The organism is Enterobacter sp. SCRI0065 (assembly GCF_059766475.1).
In genome coordinates this window covers 228908-244480 of record NZ_JCBAJB010000005.1, presented here as the reverse complement: position 1 = coordinate 244480, position 15573 = coordinate 228908, and the positions used below count along the sequence as shown (strand labels likewise).

Genomic DNA, 15573 nt, shown 5'->3' with positions numbered 1-15573 from the left:
AACGAGGAAGACAACAATGACCCACTCTGCGGATTGTTCCTGCGAAGAAAGTCTGTGTCAGACCCTACGCGGTTTCTCAGCGCAGCATCCGGAAAAAGTTCTGTTCCAGACCTCTCTGATGAGCGCCCTGCTCAGCGGCGTCTATGAAGGCAGTACCACCATTGCTGAGCTGTTAACCCACGGTGACTTTGGTCTGGGGACATTTAATGAACTCGACGGAGAACTGATTGCGTTCAACAGCCAGGTTTATCAACTTCGCTCCGATGGGAGCGCCAATGCTGCCAGGCCTGAACAGAAAACGCCGTTTGCGGTGATAACCTGGTTTCAGCCGCAGTATCGCAAAGCCTTTGACGGCCCCGTTAGCCGTCAACAGCTGCATGAAATCATCGATCGTCAAATCCCGTCCGATAACATTTTTTGTGCATTGCGTATCGACGGTGCTTTCCGCCATGCGCATACCCGCACCGTCCCGCGTCAGCCGCCGCCCTACCGCGCCATGACCGACGTTCTCGACGATCAGCCTGTGTTCCGCTTTAACAACCGCAAAGGCGTGCTGGTTGGCTTTCGTACCCCACAACATATGCAGGGTATAAACGTGGCGGGCTATCACGAACATTTTATTACTGACGACCGTCAGGGAGGCGGACATCTTCTCGATTATCAACTCGATAACGGCGTGCTGACGTTCGGCGAGATTCATAAGCTGATGATCGATCTCCCTAATGACACTACTTTTTTGCAAGCCAATCTGCATCCCGACAATCTTGATGCCGCGATTCGTTCAGTTGAGAATTAACAGGAGAAGCACCGTGGAGAAAGAAAAGCACGCGCGCCAGTGGGCGCATGGCGCCGACATGATCGTCAGCCAGCTTGAGGCGCAGGGCGTCAAACAGGTCTTTGGGATCCCTGGGGCAAAAATAGACAAAGTTTTCGATTCTCTGTTGGATTCCTCTATCAGGATTATTCCTGTTCGTCATGAGGCCAATGCCGCGTTTATGGCGGCCGCCGTCGGGCGGATTACCGGTAAGGCTGGCGTTGCGCTGGTCACTTCAGGCCCTGGCTGTTCAAACCTGATAACCGGAATGGCGACAGCAAACAGCGAAGGCGATCCGGTGGTGGCGCTGGGGGGCGCGGTCAAACGCGCAGATAAGGCGAAACAAGTACACCAAAGTATGGATACCGTGGCGATGTTCAGCCCGGTCACCAAATACGCCGTTGAGGTTAATGCGTCCGATGCTATCGCAGAAGTGGTATCCAACGCGTTTCGTGCAGCAGAGCAGGGTCGGCCCGGCAGCGCCTTTGTCAGCCTGCCGCAGGATATTGTCGACCAACCCGCGACGGGTGCCATTTTACCTGCCAGTAACGCTCCCATGATGGGAAGCGCCCCGGACGAGGCCATCGACAGCGTGGCGAGTTTAATTGCCTCTGCAAAAAATCCGGTGTTTTTACTGGGCCTGATGGCCAGTCAGCAAGAAAACAGCACGGCCCTCCACCAGCTTCTGGAGAAGAGTCACATTCCGGTGACCAGTACTTATCAGGCGGCAGGTGCGGTAAATCAGCAGCATTTTTCCCGTTTTGCCGGTCGCGTGGGTCTTTTTAATAATCAGGCAGGTGACAAACTGCTTCACCTGGCAGATCTGATTGTCTGCATTGGTTACAGCCCCGTTGAATACGAGCCCGCGATGTGGAACACGGGTGACGCCACGCTCGTACATATCGACGTATTACCGGCCTATGAAGAAAGTCACTATACGCCGGATATTGAACTGGTCGGGAGCATTGCAGGCACGCTGACTAAATTAGCCAGCCGCACTGAAATGCCGCTGATACTCAGCCCCAGAGCCTCGGAGATCCTGGTCGATCGCCAGCGACAGCGTGATTTGCTCGATCGCCGAGGCGCTCGACTTAATCAGTTTGCCTTACATCCCCTGCGTATCGTGCGCGCCATGCAGGATATCGTGAACAGCGATGTCACCTTGACCGTCGATATGGGCAGCTTCCACATCTGGATTGCTCGCTACCTTTACAGCTTCCGCGCCCGTCAGATCATGATTTCCAATGGCCAACAAACCATGGGCGTCGCCCTCCCCTGGGCAATCGGCGCATGGCTGGTCAATCCTGAACGTAAAGTGGTGTCGGTGTCGGGAGATGGCGGATTTTTACAGTCCAGCATGGAGCTGGAAACCGCAGTACGACTGAAAGCAAACGTGCTGCATATCATTTGGGTGGATAACGCCTACAACATGGTGGCAATCCAGGAGGAGAAAAAATACCAGCGTCTTTCCGGGGTTGAGTTTGGTCCCGTCGATTTTAAAGCCTATGCCGATGCCTTTGGCGCCAAAGGTTTTGCCGTCGAGAGTGCAGAAACGCTGGAATCCACCCTTCGCGCCGCAATGGATGTCGATGGCCCTGCCGTAGTGGCAATCCCCGTCGACTACAGCGATAACCCGCTGCTGATGGGACAGCTTCATCTCAGCCAGATTTTGTAATTCAACTAAAGGATAAAGATATGCAAAAAGTCGCACTTGTCACTGGCTCCGGCCAGGGGATCGGTAAAGCCATTGCGCTTCGCCTGGTAAAAGACGGTTTTGCGGTAGCCATTGCCGATTACAACGAACAGACGGCAAAGGCGGTCGCCGATGAAATCAATCAACACGGTGGACGTGCGGTCGCGGTCAAAGTCGATGTGTCTCGCCGTGAACAGGTTTTTGCCGCGGTTGAGCACGCGCGGGAGGTGCTGGGTGGCTTCGACGTTATTATCAACAATGCCGGGATTGCGCCTTCAACGCCTATTGAGTCGATCACACCTGAGATTGTCGATAAGGTCTATAACATCAACGTCAAAGGCGTTATCTGGGGGATGCAGGCCGCCATTGAGTCTTTCAAAAAACTGGGGCATGGCGGCAAAATTATCAACGCGTGTTCACAGGCGGGTCATACCGGCAATCCTGAGCTTGCCGTCTACAGCTCCAGCAAGTTTGCCGTTCGGGGGCTAACGCAAACGGGTGCACGTGATCTTGCTCCGTTAGGCATCACCGTTAACGCATACTGTCCTGGGATTGTTAAAACCCCTATGTGGGATGAAATCGATCGCCAGGTGTCCGAGGCTGCCGGTAAACCACTGGGATACGGGACCGAATCATTTGCCAAACGAATCACTCTGGGACGGTTATCGGAACCGGAGGATGTGGCCGCCTGCGTCTCCTTCCTGGCCGGACCTGATTCTGATTACATGACCGGCCAGTCGCTGCTAATAGACGGCGGAATGGTGATGAACTAAACGGTCAAACGGCAGATTTATTCTGCCGTTTTATAACGCCGCTGCAACGTTGCATCCAGTTTGCGCTGTAGCGGTTCAGGCGTTTCCCCTTCAATCAGCTTCCCGATTAAATCAAAGCAGTGCCACGCCAGTTGGCGATTATCCTGGCTTACCGTATCAATGGGGATCGTCAGCGAGTCATACAAATAGTGATCGTCAAAGCTTGCCAGGCGCATGTCGCTTTTCAGCAGATGATGCTGCCCCATGTAGCGCAGTACCCCTTCCAGCAACCCACAGGCCGCAGTGAAAATGGCTTTTGGTGGGCGGCCGAGTCGTGCGCACAGTTCGGCAAACATTTCATAGCCGGAACTTGGGTGATAGTTACCGTGAATAATCCATTCGGGCCGTAATTCGACCCCGGCCATAGCAAGACCCTGTTTGAATCCATCGAGACGATCGCGCGTCGGGGAGAGCCGCGGTTGCCCCCCCAGAAAATAGACTTCGTCAGGATGCTGACGGGCGATTTCTGATACCAGCTGTGCGGTCGACGTAATGGAATCCGTCATGACCAGCGGCAAGGAGCTGTCATTCATATGCCGATCGAACAGGACTACCGGGAGTTGTTCGCTCAGCTTTTGGTAATCGGCATCGTTTAGCATGCTGGAGGCAACAATCAGGCCATCAACCTGACGCGACACCATATTGTTGACCACCACGGTTTCTTGTCCGGGATTTTCATCGGTGCAGGAGATAAGCAACTGGACCCCTGCTTCGCGGCACAAGGTTTCGAGTTCATGAGAAAAAACGGCAAAACCGTAGTTAGTCATTTCCGGGACGACAAGCCCGATGGTATGGCTACGATTATCACGCAGCGACCGCGCGTGAATGCTGGGCTGATAGTGATGCTGCTTAGCGATAGCCATCACGCGGTCGCGGGTTTCCTCTGCTACACGCAGCTCTTTGCTACGACCGTTCAGGACCAGACTGGCAGTGGCTTTTGAAACCCCTGCCAGTTCCGCGATATCTTTAATGGTGACGCGTTTTGTTTTTCTCACAACGACTTAGACCCAGCTACCAAAACCCTCATTCTATCATGCAGGCGCGCAGCGACCAGTAGCGTAATGTGATGACGGACGCACCTTCGAAGCGTATCTGCGCCGGATGGGAAGGAAAATAGCGACTGCTCATGACCGCCTCGCCGTCGTTGATGAAAATTTCTACGCTCGAACGATCGCACAGGACACGCAACGATGTCACCGCGCCATCCCAGTATCGCGTCAGCGTTTCGTCGTTTTGCAGGCTTTTACGCTCAAGCGTGATCCCGTTCTCCTCCAGGTTTAGCCACAGGGTATCGGCAATACTCACCCTAACTGGCGCGTCCGTTCGAAGTTCAAACTCGATGCTATTCGCATTGAGTAACGGTGCGGCGTCTGAGCGTCCCTGCCACAGATGCTCGTCTCCTCGCAGTTGTTGCAGCTCCCGAATCGGCGTTTGCCACAGTTTACCGTTGTGGAAGCGCAGCTCGCGCGGGCAGGTCATCTGATGGATCCAACCGTGCTCACGCGTTGGCTGTAGCATCTCTTCCCCATCTGGAACGCCCATCCAGCCAATCAAAATTCGTCGACCGTCAGCCGCCAGAGTGGTTTGCGGGGCATAAAACTCAAACCCGGCATCCAGCTCGTGCAGCGCGCCATGTTCGAATCTGAAATCGTCATAGTGAAAATCACCGCTCATCCAGGTCGATGGATGAGTATTCAAATAGCGATGCGGCTCACGCGCCAACCCCTGCGGGCAGCAGATCAGGACGTGTGTCCCGTCCAGCGCGAAAAGATCCGGGCATTCCCACATGTAGCCCGCATTGGCGAGACCGTTCACGCCATGTCCGGCGATTTCACCACAGGCGTCCCAGGTCCGGAGGTCGGTGGATTTAAACAACAGCACTTTGCCACGCTTTTGTACATCCTGCGCGCCCAGCACCATGTACCAGAAGCCGTCGTGCTGCCACACTTTAGGGTCGCGGACGTGCCCGGTGTATCCCTCGGGTAAAGCGAGCACCGGCCCAAGCTTATCAAAGCTCCCCGCTGCGTTTTGCACCGCCAGACACTGCCACGCGGTGCGACCGCCATCCTCAAACTTAACGTTGCCGGTATAACACAGCGTCAGCACGCCGTGGTTATCGACGGCGCTTCCGGAGTAGCAACCGTTACGGTCGTACTCTTCATCGGGGATCAGCGCCATCGGCTCGTGCTGCCAGTGAATCAGATCGGCAGAACTCCAGTGGCCCCAGCATTTATAGCGATGATCGCAGCCCAGCGGATTCCACTGATAAAACAGATGGTAGCGTCCTGCAAACCAGATAAAACCGTTAGGGTCGTTCATCAGGCCAGTGGCGGGAGCGGCATGCCATTGTGGATAATGGTCATCAGCCAACGCCCGCGGCTGCCCTTTCATAACGGCCTGTAATACGGCAGGCCAGCGGGAAGGAAGCGTCATTATTCAGAGTCCGTTTTGTATTTCAGCAGCAGGGAGACGGTAAACGCCACGCCAAAGGCGATCGCCATGCCGATGATATAGTTAAGCAGCGAATTGGCCTGCACGATGGCCATGCCTGGGATCGCAGTTAAACCCACGGCGGTCATATACACATGAACTGAAACCACCCAGGCACCGCCCGCCGCGCCGCCAATCAGCGCCGCAATAAACGGTTTCACAAAGCGCAGGTTGATCCCGAAAATCGCCGCCTCGGTAATCCCCAGCATGGCAGAAAATGCCGATGGCAACGTAATGGCTTTAATTTTTGCGTCTTTAGTTTTGAACCAGACGGCCAGACAAGCACCACCTTGCGCCACGTTCGCCATCGCCCAGATAGGCAGCAGGAAGTTAACGCCAATGGAGGGATTACCCAGCAAACCGGCCTCAACAGCATGGAAACTATGATGAATACCCGTAATCACAATCACCGAGTAAAGACCGCCAAACAGCAGTCCGGCAAGCCAGCCAGCATGTTCAATCAGCGTGCTGAGGACAAAAGAGATGCCATCGCCCAGCGCACGGCCCGCCGGACCGATAATCAGCAGTGCGATAAAACCGGAGATGATCACCGTCAGGAACGGCGTCAGGATCAGATCCAGCGCGTCAGGAATCACCCGACGCAGCTGCTTTTCAACCATGCTCATAAACCATACCGCCAGCAGGACCGGGAACACCGTGCCCTGATAGCCAATCATGGCAATTTCAAAGCCGAAAAAGTCCATGGTATGGAACCCGGAGGCCACGCCCCAGGCATTGGTCAGCGCCGGATGCGTCAGGATCCCGCCGAGCGTCGCGCCGAGATACGGATTACCGCCAAACTCACGCGCGGCGGTAAAGCCAATCAGGATCGGCAAAATAATAAACGCCGCCGAGCTACACATATCGAGCATGATGTAGATAGCGTTATCGGCATTGACCCAGCCGTAGGTTTTCACCATGCCGAGCAAGCCCATCAGCAGGCCGGAGGCGACAATCGCCGGAATAATCGGCACAAAGATATTCGACAACAGTCGCGCAATACGCTGGAACGGGTTGAGCTTACGCGCCGCGATATTGGCGGCTTCTGACTTGCTCGATTCCCCCACTCCGGTCGCCTGAATAAAGGCTGCGTAAACCTTATTCACCACACCAGTGCCGAAAATAATCTGCATCTGTCCGGCGTTACGAAAACACCCTTTGACCCCTTCAACCTTGCCAATGGCCTGTTGGTCGGCCAAGGCATCGTCAACCAGCACCAGACGTAAGCGCGTTGCACAATGCGCGGCGCTGGCGATGTTCTCTTTGCCGCCCAGCAGCGGAATAAGCGCACGGGCGATATTATCAAAATCCATAGACACCTCTACCTGAACTCATTTTTTATGATGTAAGTGACGCTCCCGCATAGCGGGAGCGTAAAGGGTTAAAACCAGGTTTCCATCTGCACCCCAAAGTTCCATTCCCCACCCGCGTTGAAGCCGCTGCTGCCAAAGGCATCATCGCTGGCGTAATTATCCAGTTTGCTGCTCCAGTCCATCCAGGTTGCGTATAAACGCAGTTCTGGTCGGCTGAAGAAATCGCCAATCTTGCCCGCTTTTAACGTCGGGGCGAAGGTCAGCTTATAGAAACTACCGTTAACAGCGTTGCGGTCTTTGTACCCTTCCGGATTCAAATCCATGTACTGATAGCTACCTTCGAAAGCGAGCGCGAAGTTCTGCGTCACTTCTTTGATCAAACGCGTGTTGAGCGTCACCCATTCGTAGCTGTCACCTTTGACGTAGCGATCTTTACTGCTTTGCGCCAGCAGCGCCGGAGCGATATGCCAGCCGCCGCCGAGCGGGGTTACGCCGTAGCTGGCAAAGCGCCAGGTATCGGCCTCAGACAGCAACGCCCCGTCGGACCCGATGCTTTTCACTTCTGCACCCAGACCATGGCCGTATAAGAGCGCGGTTTTTGCCGAGCCTTCGCGCAGGCCGTAGAAACTGTCGTTATGCAGGCCGACAAGGGCATGTACGCCATTATTGGCAGCATCGGTTTTGATCAGATCGCCATTGGCATCTTTACGGTCTTCATTATCTTTGGCACGCATTCCGCTGACCATCACCTGCAATGGCCCGGCAAAGTGGTTCATGCTGAGGATGTAGTTCTGAACGTTATTGTCGATCTCCTCTTCGCTACCAAAGTTACGCCCGTAGATTGAGAAGTTACTGCGAAAATCGTCATCCCATTTCACGTCATACACCCCACCGCCGGTCCCGGCGAGGAACACCACGTCGGAATCGAGCCAGTGGATGTCAAAGTTATCGCGGTCAAAGCGTTTACCGGCCCAGAAGGTACTGCTTTTTAGCGGGCCGCTGAAGTCTGGCAAACTGCCAAGCTCAGCAAAGGCCTGACGAATATTCAGATCGCTGGAATCCGCGGACCAGTCGTTATAGGTTTTCTGCCCGTCGGCGAGCATCGCCTTAAAGCGGGTGGTCGCGCCGTTTTCCAGCGTCTGTTTATGCTCCACGTTCAGCTCAACGTAGGTATCCGCTTCGTTGCCCAGACGCCCTACCGCACCACCAGTTTCGCCGGCTGGGGTCAGATACGGCCCGCTTTTGCTGCTGGAGGCGGCATCGTTCATCAGCAAACCGGAGCGTGCATAGCCGTGGAATTCAAAGCCGCTGGTTTGATCGGACTTTTTCTCCAGCGCCGCTGTACGCTGCGCCACTTCCTGAGTGGAGGTTTGTGTTTGCTGCTGAACCGCCACCAGCTGCTGCGTTTTTTGTTCCGCTACGGTCGCACGTTTTTCTGCCGCATTAGCACGGCTCTCTGCATCCTGCAGACGCTGCTCAAGTGCGGCGAGACGAGATTCAATACTGTTCATGTCCGTTTGAGCGTATACGGACGCACTGCCGGCCAGCATGCCAATCATCACGGCAAGTCTGCGTTTCTTATACATTATGTCGCATCCCTAAAAGAGGTTATTGAAAGTTGCTAAATTGCTAAACCGGTTTAGGTTGATGATACTAAACCGTCCAATTTTGGCAGGGCAACCCTTTTTGCTAAACCGGTTTAGTAAATGTGACCTGGGCGACAATTCAGACCGCCGGAACGCGGTCTGGGAGAGGCAAAGCATTAAAGATCCTGATAATAAGGCAGTGCGGTCATTGCCCCTTTTGCCGTGGTAGCGAGTGCCCCACAGCGTTGCGCCAGAGCCAGCGTTGCGGTGAAATCAGCGTTTTCAGCCGAGAGCCCAAACAGCAAGCCGGCCACAAAGGCATCACCCGCACCAGTGGTATCGACACTGTTGACTGGCTCGGCTTCAAAGGTTTTTATCTGCCCGTCGTGCCAGGCGATAACCCCTTCTTTTCCTCGTGTGACCAGCACCAGAGGGAGATGATATTCATTGACCAGCCGCGTGAGAGCTTGCTCCAGGTCATGATGCCCGCTCAAAAAAATCAACTCTTCGAGCGAGAGCTTAACAACGTCGGCCTTTCGCAGCGCCTGCACCAGGCAATCATGGAGCACTTCGCCATCCTGCCAGAGATCGGCTCGGATATTAGGGTCGAAACTGACGTAACCTCCCGCCTCTTTGATTGCATCCATGGCGCGAAACGTAGTCGAACGGCTTGGCTCGGCGCTAAGTGCAATCGAGCAAACGTGCAGCCATTCCCCTTTCTGAAAAACGGGTAAGTCAGCCGGGACTAAGAACAGGTCGGCACTGGGTCGAACCATAAACGTGAACGATCGCTCCCCATCCGGTGCCAGATCTACCACCACGGTTGAAGTACGATGCTGTAAATCGAGATGCATATGATGCGTGTCGACCTTCTCCTGATTGAGCGTCTTGCGCAAAAATCGCCCAAAGGGATCGTCACCCACCCGGCCAATAAACCCGCTCTTTCCCCCCAGACGTGCAACACCCACGGCCACGTTGGCAGGCGCACCGCCAGGACATTGCAATAGTTTGCCTTCCTCATCGGGGAGTAGATCGACCACCGCATCACCAAGTACCCAAATCTTTTTCATGATCACCTCAAGCTAAACTTAGTTAAACCGTTTTAGCTATTTAAGCACATCCCACCAAAACGGGAAATCGAAACGGATATGTCTGACATTTACCCTTAACGCAAACCCTTTCTCTATACTTCTTTTCCGGAGGTTATTAATTGATGAAGAAAATGATTCGTTCGTTGTTTGCCAGCCCGGATGCATTGCTCCAGGTGATGAGCCACAGTGAAATACAGGAAGCGATTGATGACGGGGAACGTATTGTCATCGATGCCGACGGCAATACGTCTGTGAATATCCACTGTAAGCATGTTCAGGATGATTTTAGCCGTCATGTTGATGCGCTGAAGAGGGCCTGAGATGGGGACTGCGATATTTATGGTACTGATGGTGTGCGGCTACTGGTACACCAGCCACGATCTTTCCACTCGATTTAAATTCAAGCGTAGCTTTGGCTGGGATGTCTATTTTTTAGTCGCCCTTTACGGCTGTATATTTGTTTTACAGGGCATACTGGCAACGGGAATATTATGGCTTGTCCTTTTAGGGGGCTCGCTGGTATCAAACGCCCTGCCTTCTCTGTTCGGCCCGGAACAACACCACTATCACATGACGTTCATGAACTGGAGCTTTTTAGGTATCCAGGCACCGGTTGTGATTATGCTGGCCTTCGCCGTCTTGTTTTGCCTCTGGCGTTCCAACTGGTCTCAGAGCGCACGGCTGGATATTCACGGACGTCGCGAGCTTTATAAGCATCTCTCACGCGCAAATGGCGTGGAGGGGCTACTTTATCAGTGTATGGAGAAAGGCGATCTGGCGTGGGTCACGCTTAAGTCTCAGCGTATCTACATTGGTATGATTCATACCGCGACCTTCGATAGCGGCGAGGCGAATAACATCGTGCTGATCCCGATGCTTAGCGGCTACCGCGATGCGAAAACCCTGGATCTGCATATCGAGCATAACTACAGCGCCTGGTACGCGGATAAGGCGATCACTTTAGTCTCCGAGCCACAATCTGCCCTGGATTTTCGCAAAGTGATTCTGCTTGGGCAGGTAGAGAGCTTATCGCTTTTTGACCCCGCGCAGGTACTGGCGATGGGGATCAACCGCTCGCATTCATGATGTTAATGCGTAGGGCGATGTGTACTGGCAACTTGTGGCCACTGGATATCGCCTACGCCATTCAACTGCGGGCGCGCAAATAAAAAGCCCTGGAAACGCCGGATCCCTGCTGATTCCAGCCAGCACCACTCTTCCATTTTTTCAATCCCTTCGGCCACCAGCGTGATTTCCAGATCGGTACAGCAGCTCACGATGGATTTCACAATCGCCTGCTTTGGCCCACTCGTGTGGATGTCGCTGACAATCTCGCGATCGATTTTAATCTTATCCGGCTGGAATTTGGTGAGCAGAGAAAGCCCGGCATAGCCTGAGCCAAAATCATCGATTGCCAGCCCAATCCCCGCTGCGCGCAGCTGTTTGATGGCACTATTAAACTGATTAAAGCCAGAAATCATCTCGTTTTCTGTCACTTCGATCACCACCTGCTCCGGCTGAAGGTGATATTTCGCAATCTGATCCAGCAAAAATTGCACGGCACCGGGCACATTCACCAGCGACATGGGCAACAGATTAATCGCAATTTTATGATTCCCAATGCCAATCTTTTCGGCCAGTGCAAAAGCATAGGCTTTGGTCTGGAGATCGACCTCGTAGACTTTTTCCTGGTCAATAGCGTTGAAAAATCGTTCTGGGCTCCCGCCATCGTTGCCACGGATGAGCGCTTCAAGTGAGGTGATTTTACCCTCAGAAGGATCGACGATCGGCTGGAATGCGAACTGACAGATTTGATTGTCAATCAGCCCGTTAACCCCTTCCCCAAACGGAGCCAGTTCGGCTTCAAGCGTCCAGTTATCGGGTAGAAAATCAACGCAGATATCGGGTTGTTTTCCTTGAGTGATAAAGGTTTGAATAAATTTGAAGACCCGATCTTCAGACGTCAAATAGCTTTCCAGTTTGCTGTAGCGCAAAACGGATTCAATGACCGATTTGGCCGTCTCTTTTTGAAGATCAAACAGCAGCATGCCGACATTTTCAAACCGTCGTCTTGGGCCGTAATCGCGCATGAGCTCAACAACGCAGTGATGTCGTTCATCTGCGCGGATTTTATGGAAGAGCTTCACAACACTCTCTTCGGTTCCTTCAAGAATTTGCAGGAAATCGACACCGTTAAACAACAAAATACCCGTTATATTCAGCGCCGCGTTGCGATGTTTCGCCTCTTCCACAATGGTGAGAAGCGGAATTGTTCCACAGGATGAATTCAACTGACTTCGATAAATGATGGTTGTCAGCACAATAAGGTGTCCTGTATTAATATTTGCGCATTTAAGCGTCTGTTTATCATACTTTCTGAACGCCGCCTATCGGTACCCTCTATATTTTCTTCGAAGATTTTCGCCACAAACATAAGAATGATGAATGTGATTGCGGTCTGCTTCGTTACGGCTGAAGACGTTGAATATCTTCGGGCTCAAGTTTTTTGCCGCTCGCATTGGTGACAACGAGTTTTGCAATCGGCTGTTGCTCAGCATCCACAAGCCGCGACATGGGTTCACCATCACGGAAAAGATGCTCCTCACCCCACTGGCGCAAACTCAAAATCAAAGGAAATAAAGATTTCCCCTTGGGTGTGAGTGCATAGGCATGGTACGCCGCGCCTTCGTTCACGGGGACCTGGGTAAAAATACCCGCCTCGACAAGCCATTTTAACCGCGCGGCCAGCAGGTTTTTGGCCACCCCCGTGCTTTTCTGAAAGTCAGAAAAACGGCGAAGTCCGTCAAAGGCGTCGCGAAGAATCATCAACACCCAGCGATCGCCAAGTAAATCGACCGCCCGTGCGACCGGACAGGTTGTTTTTACAAACGTATCTTCATGCGTCATAGGTCAATCCCGTAAAACTAGTTGCAAATAAAAACCAGAATGGTTATTGATCATCTGGTTGTTATTTAAAACCAGATTAAGGGGCAATGCAAATGACCTGCTTTGAAGACCGTGTTCAGGACGCTTACCTGACGTCGCGAATGGCGTTCCTGTTTGCTGCGCTGTGCGCTTTTGCAGTGGCGAACGTCTACATGATGCAACCCCTGCTAAACCAGATTGCCGCAACGTTTGTTGAAGAGACGGGAAAAATGGGGATTGTTATTACTGCGACGCAACTCGGGTATGCGTTGGGCCTGCTGCTTCTGGTTCCGCTTGGCGACCGCTTAAACCGCAAATATCTGGTCGTGGCGATGCTGATGGCGAGTGTTGTATTTATAGTCCTCGCCGCTATGACGACCTCGCTGTACGGGTTAAGTGGAACGCTGGCCTTAGTGGGAATGATGGCGGTCGTGGTCCAGATTATCGTCGCCTTTGCCGCCGCTCTCGCTCACCCGGATAAACGCGGGCAAACCACCGGCATGGTGACAAGCGGCATTGTGCTGGGGATCCTGCTGGCACGTCTGATCTCCGGTGTGCTGACCGAATGGCTGGACTGGCGCAGAACTCTGCTGGTATCTGCCGGTGCCATGTTCATCATGGCCGTCATATTTCTGCACGCAGCGCCCCAAGACCGCAAGCCACGTCCTGCACAAACCTATCGCCAGCTTTTGTTTTCCGTCATTACGCTATGGCGGCAGATCCCCGAGCTTCGCTCTCGTGGGATACTGGCGATGCTGATTTTCATGAACTTTAGCGTGCTGTGGTCCTCGCTGGTCTTCCCCCTAAGTCAGCGTCCGTACAATCTGAGCACCGCACACATTGGGCTCTTTGGTCTGGCGGGAATTGCCGGAGCCCTGGCCGCAAGACGAGCCGGTATTTTAGCGGATCGAGGCCTTGGGCAACGCGTAACAGGCGCGGCTCTGGTGTTGCTTTTGCTGTCATGGGCGGCGATTTTCTGGGGTGGGACGTCACTTCTCGCCTTAACGGTGGGCATTGTCATGCTCGACTTTGCTGTACAGGCCGTTCACGTCACCAGCCAGACGTTGATTTTTGCCAGAAATCCGCAGGCGACCAGCCGCCTGGTCGCCGCATACATGTTTTTCTACTCTATTGGCAGCGCCTGCGGCGCGCTGTTGGCCACCCAGCTCTGGAGCCATTACGGGTGGCCGGGCGTGTGTTCGCTGGGCGCAATGCTCAGCGCGCTGGCGTTACTGTACTGGTATCGGGTCGATCGCAATCAGTGCAGCTCGGCAGTCGCTGGTTGATTCGTGCCACCATATCGTCATAAAAGGGGTTTGAGGTCACCCGCATCAGCGAATCCATGCTGACCACCAGCACTGACGTTTCACCGCGCAGAGAAATCGTGCCCAGATTGATGCCGTAGCGGCGAGGATCTGCCGGATGACTTCCGTAAAGATCGTCGCTCGGCGAGAACGGTATGGCGACATGCGACAGCGAGAAGATATCAGCAGGATAAGATATCCCCAGCGGCTGCACGTTTTCGTCCCGTTCTCCCGCTGGCGTGCTGCGCGCGACGGTTGCGAAAGTGTTCGGGGACGCATTGGTGATAACCGTCGTACCGTAGCGGCGCGGTGCCGGCGGCAGCAGTGCATTAACGGCATCGTAGGCAGTGGGTCTGAACAGCGGGCGGAAACTGGCCGCCTGGTTAATGTCATAAATGACCAGTTCGCTACCGTTGGCAGGCAGCACGTTATACAGCGTATTCACCACGGCGCGCGAGCTGACCGTTGAATCCATGATTGACTGGAAGGTCAGCACTGGCGGCAGCGCGGCGAGACGATTCTGACGGGCAGCTTCACTCATTTGCTGTTGCAGCGCTTTCGTCAGTAACCACGACTGACGCGCAGCGTTCACCGGAAATGAATTGTATTTAAACGGATTGTATTCCGGGGCGATATTCAGCCAGGCCGATTTAGCAAATGCAGGCAGTATTGCCGGGATGCCTGCCAGCCCGGCGAAACGCGCAAATGCCGTGACGCCAATCATTGGCGAGAGCAATACAATCTGCTGGGGCTGGCGTAACGATGTGTCGTTGAGGCTGTCGAGCGCATACTTCATAACCAGCGCCCCGCCGTTGGAGTATCCCACCAGATGTAGCGGTACGCCTTTGCCCCCAAGGCGCGTCGCCTCGCGCACGGCGAGACGGGTGACCGCCAGCCAGTCTTCCCATTGCACACGGGTGAGCGCACCGGGAGCCGTTCCATGCCCAGGCAGACGCGGCACAACGGCGATAAACCCATGCTGTTGATAATCAATAGCAATACTTTTTACGCTGTAGGGTGAGTCAGTTAAACCATGCATGAGGACAACAACGCCCCTGGGATGTCCTTCTGGCATCAATACAAACGATCGATTACCGTCATCAAGAAACTGCCCTGACCAAACCGGGCTATTTCGGTAATAGCGGCTTAATGGGGTCTTCTCATCGCCCACGAGTTTGTTGGTCACCTCAGTTTGTAAATCGAGGAAAACGGATTTCTCCTGTGCCAGATAGTCACCAAAGCTCGCTTTGTCGATCTCACGGGCGGACATCTCATGCCCGGTCCAGGTGTGCCATGGCTGTAGAGTGGGTCCAGTTTGTGATGTATAGATTCCGGCGGCCAGCAGGACAACCAATAAAACGCCCAATGCTAACGCTGTCGTTTTTAAAATGGTTAACAAGCGTACTCGTATCCGCCACGGCAGATTTGCCATTCCGATGTCCCTTCCCTCATAAATGTATCGTTATCATAAAAGAGAACCCAGCGTCGCGCCAAAAAAGTGAAGGGCTGATGGAATGGACGATTGCCTGGTGACTGTCGTACAGT

At 53.8% G+C, this 15573-nt stretch carries 14 protein-coding genes; 6 read left to right on the top strand and 8 right to left on the bottom strand.

What is annotated here, in order from left to right; all coding sequences use genetic code 11:
• Positions 1–16: 16 nt before the first annotated feature.
• Genes budA through AC6EMZ_RS15815 form a run of 3 tightly spaced genes read left to right on the top strand, consistent with a single transcriptional unit; the run spans position 17 to position 3280 of the window.
• Positions 17–796 carry an acetolactate decarboxylase gene (gene budA, locus AC6EMZ_RS15825; RefSeq protein WP_498403547.1) on the top strand — a complete coding sequence of 260 codons (780 nt, stop codon included), beginning with the start codon at positions 17–19 and terminating at the stop codon, positions 794–796.
• A gap of 13 nt (positions 797–809) precedes the next feature.
• Positions 810–2489: an acetolactate synthase AlsS gene (alsS, locus tag AC6EMZ_RS15820; protein WP_498403546.1), complete on the top strand. Its 1680-nt coding sequence runs from the start codon at positions 810–812 to the stop codon at positions 2487–2489.
• Between the two features lie 20 nt (positions 2490–2509).
• Positions 2510–3280 (top strand): (S)-acetoin forming diacetyl reductase, encoded by a 771-nt coding sequence (locus AC6EMZ_RS15815; RefSeq protein ID WP_498403545.1) that lies wholly within the window; start codon positions 2510–2512, stop codon positions 3278–3280.
• A gap of 17 nt (positions 3281–3297) precedes the next feature.
• On the opposite strand, the gene AC6EMZ_RS15810 is transcribed toward AC6EMZ_RS15815, so the two are convergent.
• The 5 genes from AC6EMZ_RS15810 to cscK all read right to left on the bottom strand — a co-directional run bounded on the left by AC6EMZ_RS15810 (position 3298) and on the right by cscK (position 9778).
• On the bottom strand, positions 3298–4314 hold the full coding sequence (locus AC6EMZ_RS15810) for a LacI family DNA-binding transcriptional regulator (protein ID WP_498403544.1): 1017 nt from the start codon (positions 4312–4314) through the stop codon (positions 3298–3300).
• Between the two features lie 28 nt (positions 4315–4342).
• Complete coding sequence (locus AC6EMZ_RS15805) at positions 4343–5752, bottom strand: sucrose-6-phosphate hydrolase (protein WP_498403543.1); 1410 nt, start codon at positions 5750–5752, stop codon at positions 4343–4345.
• Complete coding sequence (locus AC6EMZ_RS15800; RefSeq protein WP_498403541.1) at positions 5752–7122, bottom strand: sucrose-specific PTS transporter subunit IIBC; 1371 nt, start codon at positions 7120–7122, stop codon at positions 5752–5754. The genes AC6EMZ_RS15805 and AC6EMZ_RS15800 overlap by 1 nt, the downstream gene beginning before the upstream one ends.
• 68 nt (positions 7123–7190) lie before the next feature.
• Positions 7191–8708: a carbohydrate porin gene (locus AC6EMZ_RS15795; RefSeq protein WP_498403540.1), complete on the bottom strand. Its 1518-nt coding sequence runs from the start codon at positions 8706–8708 to the stop codon at positions 7191–7193.
• A gap of 176 nt (positions 8709–8884) precedes the next feature.
• Complete coding sequence (gene cscK, locus AC6EMZ_RS15790; protein WP_498403538.1) at positions 8885–9778, bottom strand: fructokinase; 894 nt, start codon at positions 9776–9778, stop codon at positions 8885–8887.
• A 143-nt stretch (positions 9779–9921) separates the two neighbouring features.
• Here cscK and AC6EMZ_RS15785 point away from each other — a divergent pair, with 143 nt between their 5' ends.
• Positions 9922–10119, top strand: coding sequence for a hypothetical protein (locus AC6EMZ_RS15785; RefSeq protein ID WP_498403537.1), 198 nt, complete (start codon positions 9922–9924; stop codon positions 10117–10119).
• A gap of 1 nt (position 10120) precedes the next feature.
• A complete protein-coding gene (locus AC6EMZ_RS15780; protein ID WP_498403536.1) occupies positions 10121–10885 on the top strand; it encodes a hypothetical protein in 765 nt (254 codons plus the stop codon).
• Between the two features lie 2 nt (positions 10886–10887).
• Here the strand turns inward: AC6EMZ_RS15780 and AC6EMZ_RS15775 are convergent, their stop codons facing one another.
• Both AC6EMZ_RS15775 and AC6EMZ_RS15770 read right to left on the bottom strand, forming a co-directional pair.
• The gene (locus AC6EMZ_RS15775) at positions 10888–12120 is read right to left on the bottom strand and encodes a diguanylate phosphodiesterase (RefSeq protein WP_498403534.1); all 1233 of its coding nucleotides are present in this window, start codon (positions 12118–12120) and stop codon (positions 10888–10890) included.
• A gap of 145 nt (positions 12121–12265) precedes the next feature.
• Complete coding sequence (locus tag AC6EMZ_RS15770) at positions 12266–12706, bottom strand: winged helix-turn-helix transcriptional regulator (RefSeq protein ID WP_498403533.1); 441 nt, start codon at positions 12704–12706, stop codon at positions 12266–12268.
• A 92-nt stretch (positions 12707–12798) separates the two neighbouring features.
• Here AC6EMZ_RS15770 and AC6EMZ_RS15765 point away from each other — a divergent pair, with 92 nt between their 5' ends.
• Entirely contained in the window at positions 12799–14010 is a 1212-nt protein-coding gene (locus AC6EMZ_RS15765) for an MFS transporter (RefSeq protein WP_498403531.1), read from the top strand.
• Here the strand turns inward: AC6EMZ_RS15765 and AC6EMZ_RS15760 are convergent.
• Positions 13940–15460: an alpha/beta hydrolase gene (locus AC6EMZ_RS15760; RefSeq protein WP_498403530.1), complete on the bottom strand. Its 1521-nt coding sequence runs from the start codon at positions 15458–15460 to the stop codon at positions 13940–13942. The two genes, AC6EMZ_RS15765 and AC6EMZ_RS15760, sit on opposite strands and share 71 nt — an antisense overlap.
• Positions 15461–15573 lie beyond the last annotated feature (113 nt).